The organism is Eudoraea chungangensis, from assembly GCF_029360665.1.
GTDB lineage: Bacteria > Bacteroidota > Bacteroidia > Flavobacteriales > Flavobacteriaceae > Eudoraea > Eudoraea chungangensis.
In genome coordinates, this window is record NZ_JARDUB010000003.1 from 66,259 (window position 1) to 89,067 (window position 22,809).

Genomic DNA, 22,809 nt, shown 5'->3' on the forward strand with positions numbered 1-22,809 from the left:
CCCGTAATAAAAACGTAAATTTGTGCTTTTCTAATCTTAATCTAGAAACGTTCCATGATTCATTTCTTTGGAGACCTAAGCACAAAAGTTTTTGCAGTAGTATCTTCTCAAAAACTTTCTTCGTCACACAGTGATAAACTTAGCTGGCTTTTTGGTAACAAGCCTCTTTTAAATTCGGCGTCAATTGACGCTTTTTTTGTAGGTCCTAGAGCCGCAATGATTACTCCATGGAGTACCAACGCTACAGAGATAACGCAGAATATGGGGATTACTGGGATAAAAAGAATTGAAGAGTTTATTCCAGTAAGTGCAGACTTTTCGGACTACGACCCAATGTTAAGTGCCAAATATTCGAGCCTGGATCAGGATATTTTTACCATTAATATATCGCCAGAGAGCATTCAAGAAATAGATAATATAAAGGCCTATAACGAACAAGAGGGTTTGGCGTTAAGTGAGGAAGAAGTAATCTACCTGGAAGAATTATCTGAAAAAATTGGCAGAAAACTTACGGATTCTGAAGTTTTTGGTTTTAGCCAGGTTAATTCGGAACATTGTAGGCATAAGATATTTAATGGAGTTTTTGTGATTGACGGGAAAGAGAAACCATCTTCTCTCTTTAAACTTATTCGCAAGACCTCTGAAGAGAATCCTAATGATATTGTTTCTGCTTATAAAGACAATGTGGCGTTCGTAAAAGGACCACAAGTAATTCAATTCGCTCCTAAGACTTCCGATAAACCAGATTACTACCAAGAATCACCGTTTAACTCTGTAATCTCCTTAAAAGCAGAAACACACAACTTTCCTACAACGGTAGAGCCCTTTAACGGGGCTGCCACAGGTTCTGGTGGCGAAATAAGAGATAGACTAGCCGGGGGAAAAGGTTCATTGCCCCTAGCCGGTACAGCGGTATATATGACTTCATATTCTAGGTTAGAAAAAGACAGAGTTTGGGAAAATGGCATGAAAGAAAGACCATGGCTCTATCAAACTCCCATGGATATCCTTATCAAGGCTTCCAACGGCGCTTCGGACTTTGGGAATAAGTTTGGCCAACCTCTTATAGCCGGTTCCCTGTTTACTTTTGAGCACGAAGAACATGAGAGAAAGCTGGGATTTGATAAAGTAATAATGCTGGCCGGTGGCATTGGATATGGGAAGGAAGATCAGGCCTTAAAAGACGTTCCGAAAAAAGGAGACAAAATAGTAATTCTTGGAGGAGATAATTACCGGATAGGTATGGGCGGAGCCGCAGTGTCTAGTGCTGATACTGGAGAATTCAGCTCTTCTATAGAGCTAAACGCCGTGCAAAGATCAAATCCCGAAATGCAGAAAAGAGCTGCAAATGCCATTCGTGGAATGGTAGAAAATGAAAATAATCCTATAGTTTCTATACACGATCATGGTGCCGGAGGCCATTTAAATTGTCTTTCGGAACTGGTGGAAGAAACCGGTGGAATAATCGATGTTGATAAACTTCCCATAGGTGATCCCACTCTATCCTCAAAAGAAATTATTGGAAATGAGTCTCAGGAGCGCATGGGACTCGTAATAGGCGAAACCGATTTATCACTGTTGCATAGAATTGCCGATAGAGAACGTTCACCGATATACGACGTCGGGGACGTGACAATGGATCATAGATTTACCTTCAAATCTGGAAAAACTGGTGCAAAACCAATGGATCTGGATATTGCCGATATGTTTGGAAGTTCGCCAAAGACGATTATGAAAGATCAACATATAGAAAGACCCTACGCAGAGCTGTCTTATTCTATAGAAAATTTTCAGGATTATTTAGAAGCTGTCTTACAACTAGAGGCTGTAGCCGCTAAAGATTGGTTAACAAATAAAGTGGATAGATGTGTTGGGGGACGTGTTGCAAAACAACAATGTGTAGGACCGCTACAATTACCTTTAAATAATTGCGGGGTTATGGCCTTAGATTTTAAAGGTAAAGAAGGAATTGCCACCTCCATTGGGCACTCTCCTATTAGTGGTTTAATTGATCCACAGGCCGGAAGTAGAAATAGTATTACGGAAGCCCTAACAAATATAGTCTGGGCTCCGCTAAAGGATGGACTTAAGTCAGTTGCCTTATCCGCAAATTGGATGTGGCCTTGTAGAAATGCCGGCGAAGATGCCAGACTTTATGAAGCTGTAGAAGCAGTCTCCAATTTTGCCATCGGATTGGGAATCAATGTTCCTACAGGGAAGGATTCCCTGTCGATGAAGCAGAAGTATAAAGATGAAGAAGTAATAGCCCCTGGAACCGTCATTATCTCTTCTGCGGCGGCCTGTTTGGATATTACTAAGGTTGTAGAACCCGTTTTACAAAAGGATTCAGGAGCCATCTACTATTTAAACTTATCTGCGGATAAGCATAAGCTTGGAGGTTCATCATTTGCGCAAATCTTAAATAAAGTTGGTTCGGAAGCGCCCGATGTTAAGGATATCGACTTGGTAAAAAGAGGTTTTATGGTAATTCAAGAGCTTGTTTTAAAAGAAGACATTGTCGCGGGTCATGATATTGCTTCAGGTGGATTAATTACTACATTGTTGGAAATGTGTTTTGCAGAGATATCTGTGGGAGCTCAGATTGATTTAAGTCTTATTGGAGAGGAAGATTTAATTAAACTGCTATTTGCTGAGAACTCGGGAATTGTTTTTCAAGTTAAAAATACAGCCGTTGAAAATAGGCTAGCATCCTATAACCTACCCTTTATAAAAATTGGTAAAGCGGTAGAATCGCCACAGTTAGAAATTAAGAATAATAATTTACAAATTGCTCTGAATATTAATACTCTAAGAGATACATGGTTTAAGACATCCTATCTTTTAGATAAAAATCAGACAGCCAATGAACTTGCTAAAGAGCGCTTTAATAACTATAAGAAGCAGCCTCTAAAATTTGTTTTTCCGCAAGAGTATCAGAATTCTTTTCCTTCAAAAAATTTAAAAGAACTTTCCAGACCTAAAGCCGCTATTTTGCGAGAAAAAGGAAGTAACTCGGAGAGAGAAATGGCCAATGCCATGTATTTAGCTGGCTTTGACGTAAAAGACGTCCATATGACAGATCTTATTTCTGGAAGAGAAACCCTGGAAGATATCAGTTTTATTGGTGCTGTTGGAGGGTTTTCAAATTCCGATGTTCTAGGAAGTGCGAAAGGTTGGGCCGGAGCTTTTAAATATAATGAAAAGGCTAAGAACGCATTACAGGCATTCTTTTCCAGACCTAATACCCTGTCGGTTGGTATCTGTAATGGCTGTCAGTTATTTATGGAATTAGAACTGATTAATCCTGAGCACAAAGAACATGGTAAGATGGATTTTAATGACTCCCATAAACACGAAAGTGGATTTACTTCCGTAAAAATTCAGAAGAATAATTCTGTTATGTTATCGTCCTTAGCAGGAGCACAATTAGGTGTTTGGATTTCACACGGTGAGGGAAAGTTTAATCTTCCCAACACTCAAGAAGATTATAACATCGTCGGTACCTACGGCTATGAAGCTTATCCTGCCAATCCGAATGGTAGTGACTTTAATACGGCAATGCTATGCGATAAAAGTGGAAGACATTTAGTTACTATGCCACACATTGAACGCTCCATATTTCCTTGGAATTGGGCACATTATCCCAAAAACAAAAAAGACAAAATTTCTCCATGGTTAGAAGCATTTATAAATGCTAGGAAATGGGTAGAGCAACATCCCTAAAAGTGTTATGAATATTAGAAAGGCAAAAAGAGAAGATGTTATTTCCATAGTACGATTATTGGCAGATGATATTTTAGTAAAACAGAGGGAAGACTATAGAATACCATTGCCACACGCTTATTACCAGGCCTTTGAAAAGATAAACACCGACCCTAATCAGGAATTAATGGTAGTGGAAAACAAACAGAATATGGTTATTGGGACCCTACAACTAAGCCTTATTCCTTACCTTACCTATCAGGGCGGATTACGGGCCCAGATAGAGGCTGTGCGGATAGCAAAAGAACATAGAGGGCAGGGATTGGGCAAAGAGCTCTTTGTCTGGGCAATTCAAAGGGCAAGAGAAAGAGGAGCACATGTTCTACAACTTACCACCGACAAAAAAAGACCTGAAGCCGTACGGTTTTATGAGAGCTTAGGTTTTAAAGCTAGCCATGAAGGCATGAAACTACATTTCTAAGAAATATCTTAATAAAGGAAAAAGCTACAACCAAGTGCCATAAGCCAAGTAAACACCCCAATCATATACTTGGATTTATTTTATATTACGCTTCCCTTTTCTTATTTTGCAAGGACTATTTAGACTAAACTTATGCAAAACATAACTCGCTTATTTGATTTTCCCTATTACCAGTTAGAAAAAAACAATCTGGAAGACTGTTTAGTGACAAAAAAAGATGGTCAGTGGATTAAAACTTCTACACAATCCTACTTGGATCAGGCAAATAAAATAAGCAGGGCACTTTTGCGCCTAGGGGTTAAGCCAAATGATAAAATTGCCCTTATCTCGATGACTAACAGAACGGAGTGGAACATAATGGACATTGGGGTACTACAATTAGGAGCACAGAATGTCCCCATATATCCGACTATTTCTGAATCGGATTATGCCTATGTTCTCAACCATTCGGAATGTACTTATTGCTTTGTCTCTTGCGAAGAAGTGTACAACAAAGTAAAGTCGATAAAGGATCAGGTACCCAGCCTAAAAGAAATTTACTCCTTTGATAACCTGAATGAATGTAAAAATTGGAGTGAGGTATTGGCCTTAGGGGAAGACAATTCAAATCAGGATGAAGTAAAGGAATTGATGGCAGCAGTTCGACCTGAAGACTTGGCAACACTCATTTATACATCAGGAACTACGGGTACTCCTAAAGGCGTAATGCTATCCCATAAAAATGTGGTAAGTAATGCTTTGGAGAGTTCCAAAAGAATGCCGGTAGAAGCAGGATATAGAGCACTGAGTTTTCTCCCGGTATGTCATATCTATGAAAGGATGTTGATGTATCTATACCAATATTCTTCTGTTTCCATTTATTTTGCGGAATCTTTGGAGACCATAAGTGAAAACTTGAAGGAAGTTAAACCCCATATAATGACGGCAGTGCCAAGATTGCTAGAAAAGGTGTATGATAAAATCATTGCCAAAGGGGCGGATCTTGGAGGTATAAAACAAGCCTTATTTTTTTGGGCCGTTAAAGTTGGGCTCAAATATGAACCATACGGGCAAAACGGATGGTTTTATGAAAAAAAATTGGCACTTGCTCGTAAACTTATCTTTAGCAAATGGAAAGAAGGTTTAGGAGGAAACTTAAAACTGATCGCTTCAGGAAGTGCGGCTTTGCAATCAAGGTTAGCGCGGGTATTTAATGCTGCTGAAATGTGTGTCATGGAAGGCTACGGACTAACCGAAACCTCTCCTGTGGTTTCTGTAAACGACATGCGAAATAAAGGTTTTAAAATTGGGACCGTAGGAAAATTAATTGGCAAAACAGAAGTAAAGATTGAAACCGACGGGGAAATATGCGTAAAGGGTCCTCAGGTAATGATGGGATATTATAAGGATCCTGAAAAGACTGCTGAGGTTATTAAAGATGGCTATTTCCATACGGGGGATATTGGAGAAATTGATGCAGAAGGGTTTTTAAAAATTACAGATCGTAAAAAGGAAATGTTTAAAACTTCTGGAGGGAAGTATGTGGCTCCTCAAGTTTTAGAGAACCGCTTTAAACAATCTCGCTTTATTGAACAAATAATGGTAATTGGAGAAGGAGAAAAAATGCCTGCTGCCTTCATTCAGCCTAATTTTGAATTTGTACAAGAATGGGGTAAAAGACACAAACTAGACCTGGAAGATCCCGAAATTATTGCCAGGCATCCAAAGGTTATTGAACGTTTTCAGGAAGAAGTTGAGGCGGCGAACGAACAATTTGCCAAATGGGAAAAGGTAAAACAATTTCGCCTCACTCCTAGCGTCTGGTCCGTAGACGAGGGGCACCTTACCCCTACCATGAAATTAAGACGCAAGGTAATTAAGGATTTGTACAAAGACCTATATTCTCAAATATACGGGGCTTAATCATACGTCATCGTTAAGCAGCAACCTACCTTCCACATCCTTTTACTTCTTTTTTTAATTTATTATGCATGCATAATAAATTTTATTATCTTTGGGAAGCTGAAAACCAAACATGAAGGATCAAACCATAGATTACGCCCTTAGAGCTACATGGCAACTTGTTGCCAGAATGTACAACGAAGAAGCAAAGAATTTTGGCACTACCATGGCAGTTGGTTTTACTCTCCTGAGTATTGACCCCAAAACGGGAACGCCTTCCACTGCCTTAGGTCCAAAAATGGGAATGGAAGCCACTAGCTTGTCTAGAATTCTAAAAAGTATGGAGGAAAAAGAATTGATAATGAGAAAGCCAAATCCTGAGGATGGGCGAGGCGTACTCATTTTTCTAACCCCTTTTGGACTAGAAAAAAGAAAAGATTCTAAAGACGTGGTACTGCAATTTAATGAAATAGTAAAAAACAATGTTTCTGAGACGCATCTCGAGGGTTTTTTCCATGTAGTTGATACTATTCATGAACTAATTTCAGAAAAGAAAATATATCCTAAAGATTCAATTAATAACAATCATTCAGAATGAATAAACATATAAACAAGGTAGCGGTAATTGGTTCAGGAATCATGGGAAGTGGTATAGCCTGTCATTTTGCCAATATAGGTGTTGAAGTTTTATTACTAGACATAGTGCCTCGAGAAACTAATGAGAAAGAAGACAAAAAAGGATTAACTCTTCAGGATAAGGTGGTTAGAAATCGTTTAGTAAATGATTCATTAACTGCAGCCCTCAAGTCTAAGCCCTCTCCAATCTATCACAAGAATTTTGCAAAAAGAATCCTAACTGGAAATCTCGAAGATGATATTGCAAAAGTCTCTGAAGTGGATTGGATTATCGAAGTAGTGGTAGAACGCTTGGACATAAAAAAATCTGTCTTTGAAAATTTAGAAAAGCACAGACGGCCCGGGACTCTCATCACCTCGAATACCTCTGGGATTCCCATTAAGTTTATGAGCGAAGGAAGAAGTGATGACTTTCAAAAGCATTTTTGTGGAACTCATTTCTTTAATCCAGCCAGATACCTAAAATTATTTGAAATTATTCCAGGACCAAATACTTCTAAAGAAGTTTTAGATTTTTTAAATGGTTATGGTGAGAAGTATTTAGGCAAAACTTCTGTGGTTGCAAAAGATACACCGGCTTTCATAGGAAATAGAATAGGTATTTTCAGTATTCAAAGTCTCTTCCATATGGTAAAAGAAATGGGACTTACGGTAGAAGAAGTAGATAAGTTAACAGGACCGGTCATTGGCCGTCCTAAATCCGCTACTTTTAGAACAGTTGATGTGGTAGGCTTAGACACTTTAGTTCATGTTGCTAATGGCATTGCTGAAAACTGTCCCCAGGATGAACGTCACGAACTTTTCAAACTCCCTGCCTTTATAAATACTATGAATCAGAATAAGTGGCTGGGTAGTAAAACTGGGCAGGGTTTCTATAAAAAGGTTAAAAACGAAAAAGGAAAAAGTGAAATTCTGACTTTAGATTTAGATAGTATGGACTATCGAAAATCTAAAAAAGCAAGCTTTGCAACTCTAGAGCTTACCAAACCCATAGACAATGTAATTGATAGGTTTAAAATCTTGGTTAATGGGAAAGATAAAGCAGGATTGTTTTATAGAAAGACTTTAGCCGCCCTGTTTGCCTATGTGTCTAATAGAATCCCAGAAATAACGGATGAATTATATAAGATCGACGATGCCATGAAAGCTGGCTTCGGTTGGGAACATGGGCCTTTCCAAATTTGGGATGAAATCGGTATAGAAAGGGGATTAGAATTGATAAAAGAGGAAGGCCTACAAGCTGCAGATTGGATAGCAGAGTTAGTAGAATCCGGGATCTCAACATTCTATTCCGTCCGTGAAGGAGCTACCTATTATTATGATATTCCAGCCAAAGACATGACCAAAATTCCAGGTCAAGATGCCTTTATTATATTGGATAACATTAGAAAATCTAAAGAAGTATTTAAGAATTCGGGAGTGGTCGTTGAGGATTTAGGTGATGGTGTCTTAAATGTGGAGTTTCAGTCAAAAATGAATACGATTGGGGGTGATGTATTGGCTGGATTAAACAAAGCAGTTGATATAGCTGAAAAAGATTTTCAGGGACTTGTAGTAGGAAATCAGGCGGCGAATTTCTCCGTAGGTGCAAATATAGCAATGATATTTATGATGGCCGTGGAACAGGAGTACGACGAGCTGAGCATGGCTATCAAAATGTTTCAGGATACCATGATGCGTATGCGATATTCCTCTATTCCCACAGTCTCCGCCCCTCATGGCATGTGTTTGGGAGGAGGGTGTGAATTATCACTTCATGCAGATAAGGTAGTAGCGGCGTCAGAAACCTATATTGGCCTTGTTGAATTTGGCGTTGGAGTTATACCCGGTGGAGGAGGATCCAAAGAAATGGCATTAAGAGCTTCCGATATTTTCAAAAAAAATGACGTAGAACTCAACGTCCTGCAAGAATACTTTTTAACTATCGGAATGGCGAAAGTATCTACCTCAGCCTATGAAGCATATGATTTAGGAATACTCCAAAAAGGCAAAGACATCGTTGTTGTTAACAAAGACAGACAACTCGCTACAGCTAAAAATTATGCCAGAATTATGGCCGAAAACGGATACACAAGGCCAATAGCACGAAAAGACGTAAAAGTTCTGGGAAAACAAGCTTTGGGAATGTTCCTTGTTGGAACAGATTCTATGGAGGCCGGACATTATATCAGTGAACACGACAAAAAAATTGCGAACAAGTTGGCCTATGTAATGGCAGGTGGCGATTTGTCTGAAGCGAGTATGGTTAGTGAACAGTACTTGCTCGACTTAGAAAGAGAAGCATTTCTCTCCTTGTGTACGGAGCGAAAAACCTTAGAAAGAATACAGCATATGTTAAAAACTGGGAAACCATTAAGAAACTAAATAAAATGAAAACAGCATATATAGTAAAAGCATATCGAACCGCAGTAGGTAAAGCACCAAGGGGGTTATTTCGTTTCAAAAGACCGGATGAATTGGCTGCCGAGACAATAGCCTATATGATGAATGAACTGCCTAATTTGGATAAAAAAAGAATCGATGACGTTATCGTGGGTAATGCTATGCCAGAGGCTGAACAAGGTCTTAATATGGCACGTCTTATTTCATTAATGGGCTTAGAAATTGATGATGTTCCCGGAGTTACCGTAAATCGCTATTGCGCTTCCGGCATAGAAACTATTGGAATTGCCACTGCAAAAATCCAGGCAGGTATGGCCGAATGTATTGTTGCAGGCGGAGCAGAAAGCATGAGCTATATTCCTATGGGGGGGTATAAGCCAACACCTGATTATGAAGTGGCAAAGAAGGGGAATGAAGACTACTATTGGGGCATGGGACTAACTGCAGAGGCCGTAGCCGAACAATTTAAAGTATCGAGAGAAGATCAGGATATGTTTGCCTACAATTCCCACATGAAAGCGCTAAGTGCGCAAAAGGAAGATCGATTTAAAGAACAGATTGTACCCATTACTGTAGAGCATACTTTTATAAACACCGCAGGTAAAAAAGAGACTTCTAACTATACTGTGGCCAAGGATGAAGGCCCCAGAGCAGATACCTCTAAGGAAGTTTTGGCCAAACTTAGACCAGTATTTGCAGCCAACGGATCGGTTACCGCGGGTAATTCTTCTCAGATGAGCGATGGTGCTGCATTTGTTATGGTAATGAGTGAAGACATGGTGAAAGAATTGAACCTGGAACCGATTGCGAGACTTGTAAATTATGCAGCAGCTGGTGTAGAACCACGTATCATGGGTATAGGGCCTGTAAAAGCAATCCCAAAGGCACTAAAGCAAGCTGATCTGCAACAAAAGGATATTGAACTGATAGAATTAAACGAAGCATTTGCATCCCAATCTCTGGCAGTTATGCGCGAGCTAGACTTAAATCCGGAGCTAGTTAATGTTAATGGAGGAGCCATAGCACTAGGGCACCCACTAGGATGTACGGGCGCAAAACTATCCGTTCAACTATTTGATGAAATGCGAAAACGTAAGATGCAAAATAAGTACGGTATGGTAACGATGTGCGTAGGCACAGGACAAGGGGCAGCCGGAATTTTTGAATTTTTGAATTAAAAAAAAGAAAACTATGAGTACAATTACCGAAAACAAAGAAATTCTAAGGGGGGGACAGTTTCTGGTTAAAACAACACAACCAGAGGACATATTTACCCTAGAGGATCTGAATGAAGAGCAAAAAATGATGCGTGATAGCACTAAAGAGTTTGTAGACAGAGAACTCTGGGCGCATTGGGAAAGGTTTGAGAAAAAAGACTACGCATTTACCGAAGAAACAATGCGAAAGGCTGGGGAACTGGGTCTGTTAAGTGTAGCAATACCAGAAGCATACGGAGGTATGGGTATGGGCTTTGTTTCTACCATGTTGGTATGTGACTATATCTCAGGAGCCACGGGTTCTTTTAGCACAGCTTTTGGAGCACATACAGGAATTGGCACTATGCCAATTACACTATATGGAAATGAAGAACAAAAAAATAAGTATGTTCCCAAATTGGCGAGTGGTGAATGGTTTGGAGCGTATTGTCTAACCGAACCAGGAGCAGGTTCCGATGCAAATTCCGGAAAAACTAAGGCAGTTCTTAGCGAGGATGGAAAACACTACCTAATTAGTGGACAAAAAATGTGGATTTCAAATGCAGGGTTCTGTAAATTATTTATAGTCTTTGCTCGTATTGAGGACGATAAAAATATTACAGGTTTTATTGTAGAAAATGATCCGTCAAATGGAATTTCGCTCGGAGATGAAGAACATAAATTGGGGATTCACTCCTCTTCTACCAGACAGGTGTTTTTTAATGAAACTAAAGTCCCTGTGGAGAATATGCTATCCGAAAGGGGAAATGGCTTTAAAATTGCTATGAATGCTTTAAATATTGGTAGAATTAAATTAGCAGCCGCCTGCCTTGAAGCCCAAAGACGTGTTGTAGGGGAAGCGGTAAAATATGCTACTGAAAGAAAGCAGTTTAAGACACCCATTATAGATTTTGGAGCCATTAAATGGAAAATAGCCCAAATGGCGACAAACGCCTATGCTGGTGAATCTGCGTCCTACAGAGCCGCAAAGAATATTGAAGATAGGATTGCGCTACGTCTAGAAGCAGGAAATTCGCATCAGGAAGCAGAGTTAAAAGGCGTAGAGGAATATGCCATTGAATGTTCTATTTTAAAAGTTGCAGTTTCCGAAGACGTACAAGAAACTACGGATGAAGGTATTCAGATTTTTGGAGGTATGGGCTTTAGTGCCGATGCCCCAATGGAATCTGCCTGGAGAGATGCAAGAATTGCAAGAATTTATGAAGGCACCAATGAAATTAATAGAATGCTTGCCGTTGGTATGCTGGTAAAAAAAGCAATGAGAGGCCATGTAGACCTCCTTGGACCAGCTACTGCAGTAGGAGAAGAATTAATGGGTATTCCTTCTTTTGAGACACCAGATTATTCGGTCTTATTTTCTGAGGAAAATGAAATGATAGCTAAGCTGAAAAAGGCCTTTTTGATGATTGCAGGGAGCGCTGTTCAGAAGTTTGGAACAGAATTAGAACAACACCAACAAATCTTAATGTCGGCCTCTGATATACTAATTGAGGTCTATATGGCCGAATCTACTATCCTCAGAGCGGAAAAGAATGCAAAACGTTTCGGAGAGGAGACACAAGAGGTGCAAATTGCTATGGCACGATTATATTTATACAACGCTGTAGACATTGTCATAAGAAAGGGTAAAGAAGCGATTGTATCCTTTACAGAAGGGGATGAACAACGATTAATGCTTATGGGGCTAAAACGTTTTACAAAATATACGAATATACCCAATGTAGCTAGTTTGAGAGAGCTCATTGCGGATAAAATTGCTGCTGAAAAAGGATATACTTTTGACTAATCATTATTAGCTTTAATGATCTAAAAAAAACCGCTCTAAATGGAGCGGTTTTTATTTTATCACTGAACAAAAGAACTTTTTTTAATCTAAAAAACTGTAGTTCTTGGCATAGTGCAGCATTTGTTCTTCAAAAGTTTCCGCAAACTCTAATCGAATATCCGTTATTTCGCCTTCCTCATTAATAATTGGTTTAATGACAGGGTTTACAAAACCTGAATAAGCAGCCGATTTAAATTGGGAGTTCCTGTCTAATACTTCAGCGTGTATACGCTGATCAACCTTTACACCATAATTCTCTACAAGTTCTTGTGCCGCTTCAAAATCTCCTTCAGACTTAATACGTTGTGTTTCCCTAAGAAGTTCTCCAAATAACTCCCTCAACCTTGCATAATCATTTATATTATAATATGTCTTTCCATCTCTGCTCACTCTTTCAATTACATTTTCTGGCGCCCCTTTTTCAAAAACCCATTCGGAAACCCACTTTCTGTTAACCATATGGTCTTCTTCTATGTCGTCGCCAAGTTCTATTCTTACCAATTGCGTTAACATCCCATTTCTAATATACCCGTCATAAGAAGCCTTACCTACTTCTTCCCAGTTTTCTACAAGACCTAATTCTTCCAGTTTTGGATCCATAATAAAATATAATCCTACGAGGTCCGCTCTTCCTTCCTCTAAGGTAGACCTGTAGTTTTTGAGTGTTTCTTTTGGTTGCCCTACCCCGTCGTTAATCACTCCAGAGGCATGTCCTACAACCTCATGCAAGGCTGTGTGTAACTTATCAGCCAGTTTTCCATGTGCTAGTTCTAATCGTATCTCTTCTTCGTCGTTAGCATATTCTTTTAGTCTACCACTTCCTCCGGCATTATTAGAAGCATCAATAATATTACCCAGTGACACGGATTTACTTCCATGCCTTTGTCTGATCCAATTATTATTTGGCAAATTTACCCCAATTGGCGTGCTTGGAGACGCATCACCTGCTTCTCCGGCAACATTTATAGTTTTGTATGAAACCCCGGTTACATTTTTCTTTTTATGCGCATCCTGAATAGTGCTATTGTCTTCAAACCATTGGGTGTTTTTTGATAAAACAGCCATTTTTCTAGACATATCAAAATCGGTAATTTGAATGATACTCTCATACGATCCTCTATAAGCCTTCGGGTCATTGTATACTTCAATAAATCCATTAATCCAATCTATATTACCTTCGGTTGAAGTTACCCATTCTATACAGTATTCATCCCACGTATCTAAGCTTCCTGTACTGTAATACTCAATTAGCAATTCCAAAGACTTGGCTTGCTGTTCATTCTCTGCTACCCCTTTGGCTTTTTCTAACCAACCAATAATCTGGTCTATTGCCTCGCCATACATGCCCCCAGACTTCCATACTTTTTCAACAAGAATGCCATTTTCTCTAACTAATTTAGAGTTTAATCCGGCCTCAATTGGTCTTCCCTCTGGCCCCTTATAGGCCTTCTTATAAAAAGCTTCTACCTCAGCATCTGTAATATCGGGATCATAAAAGTTAATCGCCGAAGAGGCAATATTATCTACTCCCTTCTTTTTGTTAACTTTCTTGAGATCTTTTTCATTAAAAATTACCTCAAATGCTTCTCCCACTAAAACAGTATTAGTTTCTGTTAATAATTGCTTTAAATATTCCGCACCAAACCCAGGATTAATTTTGTCATTGGAATAATGGTGATGAATTCCATTAGAAAACCAAAGTCTTTTTAAATAGACTTCAAAAGCCTTCCAGGCCTCTGTTGTTGTATCACCCTGATAATTACGGTAAACATTCTCTAAGGCTTTTCTTATTTCCAAGTTATATCGGTAATTCTGATCCCACATAATATCCCGACCTGCTAATCCTGCCTGTGTAAGGTAGTAAACCAGCTCTTTTTGTTTTAAACTTAATTCTTCAAAACCAGGAATATCGTATCGGAGAATTCTCAGATCTGCAAATTGATCAACCTTATATTCAAACTCTTGGGCATACTCTTTATCTGTTACAACTACTTCAGATTCCTCCTTACAGCTAATAGCAATACCTAGAAAAAGGATCAAACTGAGGGCAAAAAATTTCTTCATAATACATCATTAATTGAGCTTGTAAAATTAACAAAAGCAAAGGCCTTAATAGCAATATAAATTCAAAATTTTAAATTTTCCCATTTTTATTATTCAAAAATAGTCCTAGGTTTGTTTAGTACAACAGAAGACTTTGACGGACAAATGGAAGAATCTTTATTACATAGGCTTTACGCTCCAGAAGAATTCAGGAAAAATGGGCATGCATTGATAGATCTGTTGGCAGATCATATGCAGGAAAGCCTAAAAAATTATAAGAACAAAGCAATTGTATATCAGGAACCCCAAGATGAGTTCGAATTCTGGAAGCAATATAAAACAAGTACTTCTTTCGAGGCATTCAATAAAGAAGTTATAGCGCGATGCGTACACCTTCATAATCCAAAGTATTTGGGACACCAAATTAGCCCACCAGCACCTATTACAGCACTGAGTAGTCTACTAAATGCTGTTCTTAATAATGGTATGGGAATATATGAAATGGGGATGGCCCCTACGGCAATGGAAAGAGTTGTATGCAAAGAAATGTGCGAAATAATTGGGTTTACAAAAGAAGCGGATGGTTTTCTTACTTCTGGGGGTACCTTAGCAAATTTAACCGCTTTGTTAAGTGCAAGGAGTAAAATAGTACATACCAATGTCTGGGAAAATGGAAACAGCTCTAAACTTGCAGTTATGGTTTCAGCAGAAGCACACTATTGTATTGATAGGGCTGCAAGAATTATGGGCCTTGGTAGTGAGGGTATTATTAAAGTAACAGTAAACAAGGATTTTGAAATAAGAACAGAACAGTTAGAACTGCAATTTAAAAAGGCCAAGGAGTCGGGTCTGGAGGTATTTGCACTGATAGGCAGTGCCCCTTCCACAGCAACAGGGATTTATGATAACCTGGAACGTCTTGCCTTATTTGCCGAGCAAAAAAAAATATGGTTTCATGTAGACGGAGCGCATGGAGGTGCGGCAGTCTTCTCTAAAAAATACAAACACCTGGTAAAAGGAATAGAACAGGCAGATTCAATTGCCATAGACGGACACAAAATGATGATGATGCCTTCTATCACAACGGCCTTATTGTTTAAAAATGGAAAAAATGCACACCAAACCTTTCAACAAAAAGCAGACTATCTCTTAGAAGAATCCCTGGAAGAAGATTGGTATAACCTTGCAAAACGCACTTTTGAATGCACCAAATATATGATGAGCCTACATTGGTATATTTTATTACGATTTTATGGGAAAAGTGTTTTCGATTCTTTTGTTACTACCCTCTATGACTTAGGTAGCGAAATGGGAGAAATACTAGCGCAAGACACAAACTTTGAATTAGCAGTTAAACCAGTTTCTAATATCGTATGCTTTAGAATTATTAATCCAAAGCAGTCTGAAGAAAATTTAAATATGCTCAATGCAGCTATAAGAGAGAGCTTATTAAAAGACGGTACCTACTATATTGTTCAAACTAAACTAAATGGAATAATCTATTTGCGATGTACTATCATGAATCCCTTTACTTCTAAAAAAATCATTAAAGATTTGCTGCAACAAATCAAAGTAAAAGCAAGAGAATTGTCGGTCTGATTAATATATTCCTTAGCATTGCTTTTTTCTATTCCCGCATAGACTCTAAAACCTTTTCCTCTCCTGCCTTGTTAGAAAAATTAACGGCGCATTCAATTAATGCTAGATGAGAATATGCCTGTGGAAAGTTGCCAAGTAGCCTTTTTGTTTTAAAATCAATGTCTTCACTAAAAAGACCAAGATGATTACTATAACCCAGAACTGCATCAAATAATTCTCTAGCCCGTTCTTCTTCCCCAATTTTAAACAAGCTATTAATAAACCAAAACGTACAAATGGTAAACGAAGAAGATGGCATTCCAAAATCATCTTCATTTTTATAACGATATAGAAGTCCATCATTACTGAGTTCTTTCTCTATGGCCAATACCGTACTTACAAATTTAGGGTCTTTGGCATGTACAAAACCGTAGGATTCCATCAATAAAACAGACGCATCTAAGTGTGGCGATCCGTAAGACTGCGTAAATGCGTTTACCTTTGCGTTCCAAGAATTCGTTAGAATATCTTGCTTAATCTCCTGTTCTAGCTTGACCCATTTCTCGAGCTTCCTATTCTTTTTTAGAATTCTGGCAACTTTTATAGCTCTATCTATTGCTACCCAACAGAGAACCTTGGAGAACGTAAAATGCTTATCCTCTGTTCGCAATTCCCAGATACCTTTATCCGCTTCGCGCCAATGCCTCGATACGATCCAGACAATACCCTTTGTTAATCCCCATAGTTCTTCTCCATTTTCTATATTCGTATCAAAACGAACCAACTGGGCATGAATAACATCCATAAGGATACCGTAAATATCGTTCTGCTTTTGTTTATAGGCTGCATTACCAACCCTAACCGGACTAGAGCTTTTATATCCACTTAAATGGTCTAAAGTAACTTCTGTTAGTTTCTTTTCCTTATTGATGCCGTACATAATTTGTAGTTTCTCATCCTTATCTGGAATAAGATCAATTATGAATTGCAAATAACGTCTCGCAACATTCTTATGCCCCAATTGTGCCATAACTTTTATAACCATAGAAGCATCACGTATCCAGCAAAATCGATAGTCCCAATTTCTCACTTCGCCTATAGTTTCAGGTAAAGAAGTGGTTGCCGCAGCCAGCACAGCCCCTGTCTTGTCATAACTAAGTAGTTTTAAGGTAATAGCACTGCGGGTAATTTCCTTGTTATATTGATTATAGGTAGGAGTCCTATTCGTCCAGTTTAACCAATAAACTTTAGTGTTTTCTAGATCCAAATATACTTTACGCGTATTCGGAAGAAGTATTTTTTCATTGTATCCTAAAAGGAAATAACCATTTTTGGTCACTTCAATTTCTCTCGCTTCCACAACAGCATTTTTATTAAAAGAAGTATAGAGAAAAATAGTATCGAATCTTTTAGTATTAGTCAGACTTACAATGAAGTTCTTTTTTACATAAGAATGTGTTTTACCTAAGGCATACTCTAGTCTGGGATCGTAGTTAGCTCTAAATTTAGGCTTCCCAGAAATATGTCTTATATATCGCACTAGTTCTGGTGGAGAATGGTAACTTCCATTTTCCGCATAATATCTCGGCATAAAATCGTGCACCTCAAAAACATTATCACCTTCCTCAAATCTCGTAATAAGGATGGCTGTATTTTTCTTGTATCTCTGTCTAATTTTATACTCCTCTGAAACGTTTATTTCAAAACTCCCGCCAATCTTTTCATCCAATAATTTTGCAAAAACAGAGGATGAATCAAATTCTGGAAGACAGCACCATTCAACTGCTCCAAATTTAGAAATTAATGCTGCACTCCTGCAATTTCCAACAATCCCGTAATCTAAGTTATCCATAAATAAATATTCCGCTAAAAAGCCTTTATTAATTGTTATTACAATTCAATTTGACGAAATTTAGAAAAATAAAGTTCATTTCAAGACTATTTTACTCAATTCATGCATAAAACTATCATTATCTCAAACAGACTACCTGTACAATTGCAAATTAGCAATGGAAGTATAGAAGCAATACCAAGTGTGGGCGGATTGGCTACTGGAATGAAATCTGTTCATACCAGCGGTGAAAGTCTTTGGATTGGTTGGAGCGGTTTAACCGACGAAGAAATTCCGGAAGAACTTTCCAAAGATATAGATGACGTATTAAAGGAACATGGTGCTGCAAAAGTAAACTTAACGGAAGAGGAAGTGAATGGATTCTATTTTGGTTTTAGCAATAGAACCATATGGCCGCTTTTTCATTATTTTATACAATATGCAGAATTTGAATTAAATAATTGGGAAACCTATAAAAAGGTTAACCAAAAGTTTGCTGATGCCATTTTAGAAAGTGCCGGGGAGGAAGATACCATATGGATCCATGACTATCAATTGATGCTTGTCCCTAAAATGGTAAGGGAAAAACGACCTAATATTGCCATTGGGTTTTTTCTGCATATACCTTTCCCCTCTTATGAAATCTTTCGTATTATGCCTTGGCGTGAAGAGGTCTTAGAAGGATTATTAGGTTCCGATTTAATAGGGTTTCACACCTATGACTATGAACGTCATTTTCTTAGTTCTGTAAGGCGTCTATTGGGAAGAGAAGTGAGTTTTAACGACATTATTGAAGATGATAGAATTATCAAGGTAGATTCCTTTCCTATGGGAATAGACTACGATAAGTTTAATAAAGCCGCAAAAATTCATCAGGAAAACACAGCAGAGGAACAGTCCGATCTACAACGCAGATTAGATTCACATAAAGAGTCTAGTCCGGAGGCCAAATTAATATTATCCATAGACCGGCTCGATTATTCAAAAGGAATAGCCAAAAGACTGCATGCCTTTAAATATTTTCTAGATAAATATCCCGAATACAAGGAAAAAGTAAGGCTTATAATACTAGCAGTGCCTTCAAGATCTAACGTACCGCAATACCAGCTCTTAAAAAAAGAAATCGATGAACTAGTAGGTCGTATTAATGGAGAATTAGCTACGGTCAGCTGGACTCCCATATGGTATTTTTATCGCTCCCTTCCTTTTGAAAACCTTATTGATCTTTATACTTCTAGTGATATTGCTTGGTTAACTCCCATTAGAGACGGTATGAATTTAGTTGCTAAGGAATATATTGCCACGAGAATAGACAAAAGCGGGGTGTTAATCCTAAGTGAAATGGCTGGTTCTGCCAACGAAATGAATGAATCACTACTCATTAATCCTAACAATTTTGAGCAAATCGCAGATACCTTGTTCCAAGCAATTAATATGCCTCTGGAAGAACAAAAAACACGGAATGAGCAACTTCAAAAACGACTGGCACGATATAATGTTGAAAAATGGGCAAACGATTTTATGAGTTCCCTTCAAAACCAAAAGCAAACAGCCGTTGGAAAAACTTCAAAGAAACTTACTCCGGGGATTTTAAAAAGTGTCTTAAAAAAGTATAACAAGTCTCAAAAAAGGTTGTTTTTCTTGGATTATGACGGTACGCTTACTGGTTTTAAAAATGACCCTCAAAAGGCCAGTCCGGATGAAGAATTGTATAATCTAATAGATGCTTTGGCAGCAATTCCCGGAAATGTGGTCTATTTAATTAGTGGTAGAGATAAAGAGACCTTTACACGATGGTTTCTTCCCAAGAAATACAATATGATTGTAGAACATGGGGTATGGCATTCTACTAATGGTGAAGAATTTAAAATGATTGAGAAAGTCAAAAAAGATTGGATGACCAATATAAGACCCGTACTGGAATCTTTTGTAGACAGAACCCCTGGTTCTTTTGTAGAAGAAAAGAATTACTCCTTAGCATGGCATTATAGAAATACAGATCCTGATTTTGGAGCCAAAAGGGCAAACGAATTAAATACAGTCCTTACAAGCTTAATTGCCAACGATGACATTAGCGTTCTTAACGGAAACAAAGTCATGGAAGTTAAAAGTAGTAATGTAAACAAAGGTCGGGCAGCCATGCGAGTGCTTTCAGAAGATAGTTATGATTTTATATTTGCTATTGGAGATGATTGGACAGATGAATTTATGTTTAACGAACTTCCTGAAGAAGCAACAACTATAAAAGTTGGTCTGCAAAATACCCAAGCAAAATATTTTATTGAAAACGTTGGCGGTGTAAGGGAAATATTAAAAAAGTTTCTAAACTGAAACATCAAAATACAGTGAAAGTTTAAACTCAATTCACTTAAACAGATTTTTTTTTTAGGCTATGTTAATTTAAATTAATTGGTCTAATTACTTACTTTAATCTAACATCCTTTGTAAATTTGCTAAAGAGCAGACTAACTATAAACTATGGTTCAAGAACTACCATTTCCTATGGTGATTCTAGTGTAGTTTAGCTTATTAAGCTATCAATTTATAATCACATTCCTATGCATAGAATTATTACCACCCTCTTACTAATTACTCCTTTGGTTCTTTTGTCACAAAATGATACCCGTATCTACGATATTGTTAAAGAAGTTTCGGCGGAAAGAATAGAAAAGGATATTACGACTTTGGCCAATTTTGGCACCAGGCACACACTTAGTGATACCGTGTCTGCCACCAGAGGAATCGGAGCAGCAAGGAGGTGGATAAAAAATGAATTTGAAAAAATTTCATCGGATTGTAATAATTGCCTGGAGGTCTTTTACCAAAAGAATTTGGTTTCCAAAGGTGAGAATGAAAGAATTGTAAATGATGTGTGGGTGGTTAATGTTGTTGCTATTCAGAGAGGTTCCCGATATCCAAATAAGTATGTTATAATGAGTGGGGACATAGACTCCCGAGTAAGCGACCCCAATAATTTCACTTCCGATTCACCTGGAGCTAACGATAACGCTAGTGGCATGGCAGGAACCCTTGAAGCTGCAAGAATACTTAGTAAGTATAATTTTGAAAGCAGTATCATCTATGTTGGGCTTTCTGGTGAGGAACAGGGACTTTTTGGTGGGAAAGGTTTTGCCAATTATGCCAAAGAAAACAGCTGGGAAATTTTAGGGATTCTCAATAATGATATGATAGGTAATACCTCCGGAGTAGACGGGGTAACAAGCAACAGAGACTTTAGAATATTCTCAGAGCCTGTTCGGGCCAATGAAACAGAACAAGAGAGGAAGGCAAGAAGGTTTTATGGAGGGGAAGTAGATGGCATTTCCAGACAATTGGCGCGCTTTATACACAAAACTACAAAAGAATACATGCCTGAGATGAACCCAATGATGATTTATAGATTAGATCGTTTTGGAAGAGGAGGCCATCATAGACCTTTTAATGATCTTGGTTTTCCGGGAGTGAGAATTATGGAGGCACATGAAAATTATACACAACAACATCAAGACATCCGGGAAGAAAATGGGATAGCCTATGGCGATGTTTTAGAACATGTTAATTTTGAGTATGCAAAGAAACTTACAGCGGTTAATGCCATAAACCTGGCGTCCATAGCCTGGGCTCCCCCAGCTCCTGAAAATGTGGCAATAGGAGGAATTGTGCAAGCATCTGCAAAATTCAAATGGACAAAAAGCCCAACCGCTAAAGGCTATAAAATTTACTGGAGAGATACCACCTCTCCAACCTGGGACTATAGCCGATATGTTGGTGATGTAGACTCGGTAACCCTAGATGGTATTGTGATCGATAATTATTTCTTTGGTATTGCCGCCGTTGGAGAAAATGGACATGAGAGTATTATAGTCTTTCCTAACAAGGTCTTTAGAGATTAAAACATGAGATTTAAAAATCGAATATTTTTCCTTTCTGCACTTTGCATCTCTTTTTTCATTTTTACAAATTGCAGGCGCACTGAAGAAAGCGTAGATATTGACATAGACAGTCTTTACCTTCCAGACCTTAACAAACTCTACACTTACTATGATTTAATTGAAACTCCTTATCAGTATAGAGTTTTTGCCGGCAAATTAGTAAGGGCAAATAGAGATCTAAACTCCTCGGAAATGTATGTTGAGGCGGCGGCTCTTTATCATCATGCCGGTGTAAAGGATTCAGCAATAATAATACTCCATAAGGCTATTGATCATGGTTTGGCCAATCCAAAAATTATCTCAAAACTCTTTGGTAATGAAACTCCTTATAATACCGATAGTTGGGAGAGGCTGCAAAAAAGACTGGATTCTATACAGCTGAAACTTCAAAAAGTATCGAACTATGATCTTGAGACAGAGGCGATGTCAGAATTTTGGGGGTATTTAAAAAGAGCTCTAAAAGATACTTCTAATGCAAAGCGCATATTTAAAGAGTATATTTTTGAAGGTCCAAAAGCGCTAAGAGATTTCTACGTGGTTCGTTATTTAAGTCTGGAAAATATGTACGGCCAAATGGTTAATGGTTCGCCTGACTACTACAAGTATTTAGAAAAACAATTTAATGTAGACAGTGTCAATGCAATGCGGAGTACTACTACCAAATGGATGAAAAAGTTCAAAGCTTTATACCCAGAGGCTGTATTTCCCAAGGTTTATGTAGTGCCTGGAATACTAAATTCGGGAGGGACAGCCACTGAATTGGGTTTATTCGTTGGAGGAGATATGTATGGCAAATCTGCGAATATGCCAGTTAGAGGTCTCACCACGTGGCAAAAGAATGCTATCATGAACTTGAGTGAACTTCCAGGGTTAACCATACACGAACTGATGCATTTTCAACAAAATTATCAGGATTTTGAATATGGTGATACCGTATTAGCCCAAATAATCGGCGAAGGTGTTTGCGATTTTATGGTAGAACTCTGTTCTGAAATTCCATTGGAAAATTCCAATCTGTCTTATTTGGAGATGCCCGAAAACCAAGCAAGGATATTTACAGATCTTAAAGCAGATTTGTTCAGCGAAGACAATTCAAATTGGCTATATAATGGTGGTTCTATCGAAGACAGGCCTCACGACCTAGGTTATACAGTAGGGTATTTGATTTCTAAATCTTATTATGAAAATTCTGAGAACAAGCAAAAAGCGATTTACGAATTACTTAATTCTTCTGATTTTATTTCCATCTTAAAAAATAGCTCCTATTCTTTTTTGTTGGAAGAAAGTATTTAATTCATGAA

General features: G+C 38.1%; 13 protein-coding genes. 11 read left to right on the top strand and 2 right to left on the bottom strand.

The window, feature by feature from the left end; translation table 11 throughout:
• The first annotated feature begins 54 nt into the window (after positions 1-54).
• From purL to PXG98_RS07190, 7 genes are all read left to right on the top strand, one after another.
• Positions 55-3,723, top strand: a complete 3,669-nt coding sequence (gene purL, locus PXG98_RS07160; protein ID WP_276389935.1) for a phosphoribosylformylglycinamidine synthase — start codon at positions 55-57, stop codon at positions 3,721-3,723.
• Between the two features lie 7 nt (positions 3,724-3,730).
• Positions 3,731-4,183, top strand: coding sequence for a GNAT family N-acetyltransferase (locus PXG98_RS07165; protein ID WP_276389936.1), 453 nt, complete (start codon positions 3,731-3,733; stop codon positions 4,181-4,183).
• Between the two features lie 132 nt (positions 4,184-4,315).
• Positions 4,316-6,085 (top strand): AMP-dependent synthetase/ligase, encoded by a 1,770-nt coding sequence (locus tag PXG98_RS07170; RefSeq protein WP_276389937.1) that lies wholly within the window; start codon positions 4,316-4,318, stop codon positions 6,083-6,085.
• 112 nt (positions 6,086-6,197) lie between these two features.
• Positions 6,198-6,662 (top strand): MarR family winged helix-turn-helix transcriptional regulator, encoded by a 465-nt coding sequence (locus PXG98_RS07175; RefSeq protein WP_276389939.1) that lies wholly within the window; start codon positions 6,198-6,200, stop codon positions 6,660-6,662.
• Positions 6,659-9,064 (top strand): 3-hydroxyacyl-CoA dehydrogenase/enoyl-CoA hydratase family protein, encoded by a 2,406-nt coding sequence (locus PXG98_RS07180; protein WP_276389940.1) that lies wholly within the window; start codon positions 6,659-6,661, stop codon positions 9,062-9,064. Before PXG98_RS07175 ends, PXG98_RS07180 begins: the two co-directional genes overlap by 4 nt.
• Before the next feature lie 5 nt (positions 9,065-9,069).
• Positions 9,070-10,260: an acetyl-CoA C-acyltransferase gene (locus tag PXG98_RS07185; RefSeq protein WP_276389941.1), complete on the top strand. Its 1,191-nt coding sequence runs from the start codon at positions 9,070-9,072 to the stop codon at positions 10,258-10,260.
• Positions 10,261-10,273: 13 nt separating this feature from the next.
• A complete protein-coding gene (locus PXG98_RS07190; RefSeq protein WP_276389942.1) occupies positions 10,274-12,085 on the top strand; it encodes an acyl-CoA dehydrogenase family protein in 1,812 nt (603 codons plus the stop codon).
• An 81-nt stretch (positions 12,086-12,166) separates the two neighbouring features.
• Here the strand turns inward: PXG98_RS07190 and PXG98_RS07195 are convergent, their stop codons facing one another.
• A complete protein-coding gene (locus PXG98_RS07195; RefSeq protein ID WP_276389943.1) occupies positions 12,167-14,188 on the bottom strand; it encodes a dipeptidyl-peptidase 3 family protein in 2,022 nt (673 codons plus the stop codon).
• A 111-nt stretch (positions 14,189-14,299) separates the two neighbouring features.
• Between PXG98_RS07195 and PXG98_RS07200 the strand changes: the two genes are divergently transcribed.
• Positions 14,300-15,766: a pyridoxal phosphate-dependent decarboxylase family protein gene (locus PXG98_RS07200; RefSeq protein ID WP_276389945.1), complete on the top strand. Its 1,467-nt coding sequence runs from the start codon at positions 14,300-14,302 to the stop codon at positions 15,764-15,766.
• A 28-nt stretch (positions 15,767-15,794) separates the two neighbouring features.
• Here the strand turns inward: PXG98_RS07200 and PXG98_RS07205 are convergent, their stop codons facing one another.
• A complete protein-coding gene (locus PXG98_RS07205; protein ID WP_276389947.1) occupies positions 15,795-17,597 on the bottom strand; it encodes a glycoside hydrolase family 15 protein in 1,803 nt (600 codons plus the stop codon).
• A gap of 102 nt (positions 17,598-17,699) precedes the next feature.
• Between PXG98_RS07205 and PXG98_RS07210 the strand changes: the two genes are divergently transcribed.
• From PXG98_RS07210 to PXG98_RS07220, 3 genes are all read left to right on the top strand, one after another.
• A complete protein-coding gene (locus PXG98_RS07210) occupies positions 17,700-19,907 on the top strand; it encodes a bifunctional alpha,alpha-trehalose-phosphate synthase (UDP-forming)/trehalose-phosphatase (protein WP_276389948.1) in 2,208 nt (735 codons plus the stop codon).
• A 227-nt stretch (positions 19,908-20,134) separates the two neighbouring features.
• Positions 20,135-21,469 (top strand): M28 family metallopeptidase, encoded by a 1,335-nt coding sequence (locus tag PXG98_RS07215; protein WP_276389949.1) that lies wholly within the window; start codon positions 20,135-20,137, stop codon positions 21,467-21,469.
• 3 nt (positions 21,470-21,472) lie between these two features.
• Complete coding sequence (locus PXG98_RS07220; RefSeq protein ID WP_276389951.1) at positions 21,473-22,801, top strand: gliding motility protein GldB-related protein; 1,329 nt, start codon at positions 21,473-21,475, stop codon at positions 22,799-22,801.
• Positions 22,802-22,809 lie beyond the last annotated feature (8 nt).

Excerpts from the sequence above, each read along its gene's own strand:
- purL (WP_276389935.1), top strand. The coding sequence starts at position 55 with ATGATTCATTTCTTTGGAGACCTAAGCACAAAAGTTTTTGCAGTAGTA.
- PXG98_RS07165 (WP_276389936.1), top strand. The coding sequence starts at position 3,731 with ATGAATATTAGAAAGGCAAAAAGAGAAGATGTTATTTCCATAGTACGA.
- PXG98_RS07170 (WP_276389937.1), top strand. The coding sequence starts at position 4,316 with ATGCAAAACATAACTCGCTTATTTGATTTTCCCTATTACCAGTTAGAA.
- PXG98_RS07175 (WP_276389939.1), top strand. The coding sequence starts at position 6,198 with ATGAAGGATCAAACCATAGATTACGCCCTTAGAGCTACATGGCAACTT.
- PXG98_RS07180 (WP_276389940.1), top strand. The coding sequence starts at position 6,659 with ATGAATAAACATATAAACAAGGTAGCGGTAATTGGTTCAGGAATCATG.
- PXG98_RS07185 (WP_276389941.1), top strand. The coding sequence starts at position 9,070 with ATGAAAACAGCATATATAGTAAAAGCATATCGAACCGCAGTAGGTAAA.
- PXG98_RS07190 (WP_276389942.1), top strand. The coding sequence starts at position 10,274 with ATGAGTACAATTACCGAAAACAAAGAAATTCTAAGGGGGGGACAGTTT.
- PXG98_RS07195 (WP_276389943.1), bottom strand. The coding sequence starts at position 14,188 with ATGAAGAAATTTTTTGCCCTCAGTTTGATCCTTTTTCTAGGTATTGCT.
- PXG98_RS07205 (WP_276389947.1), bottom strand. The coding sequence starts at position 17,597 with ATGGATAACTTAGATTACGGGATTGTTGGAAATTGCAGGAGTGCAGCA.
- PXG98_RS07210 (WP_276389948.1), top strand. The coding sequence starts at position 17,700 with ATGCATAAAACTATCATTATCTCAAACAGACTACCTGTACAATTGCAA.
- PXG98_RS07215 (WP_276389949.1), top strand. The coding sequence starts at position 20,135 with ATGCATAGAATTATTACCACCCTCTTACTAATTACTCCTTTGGTTCTT.
- PXG98_RS07220 (WP_276389951.1), top strand. The coding sequence starts at position 21,473 with ATGAGATTTAAAAATCGAATATTTTTCCTTTCTGCACTTTGCATCTCT.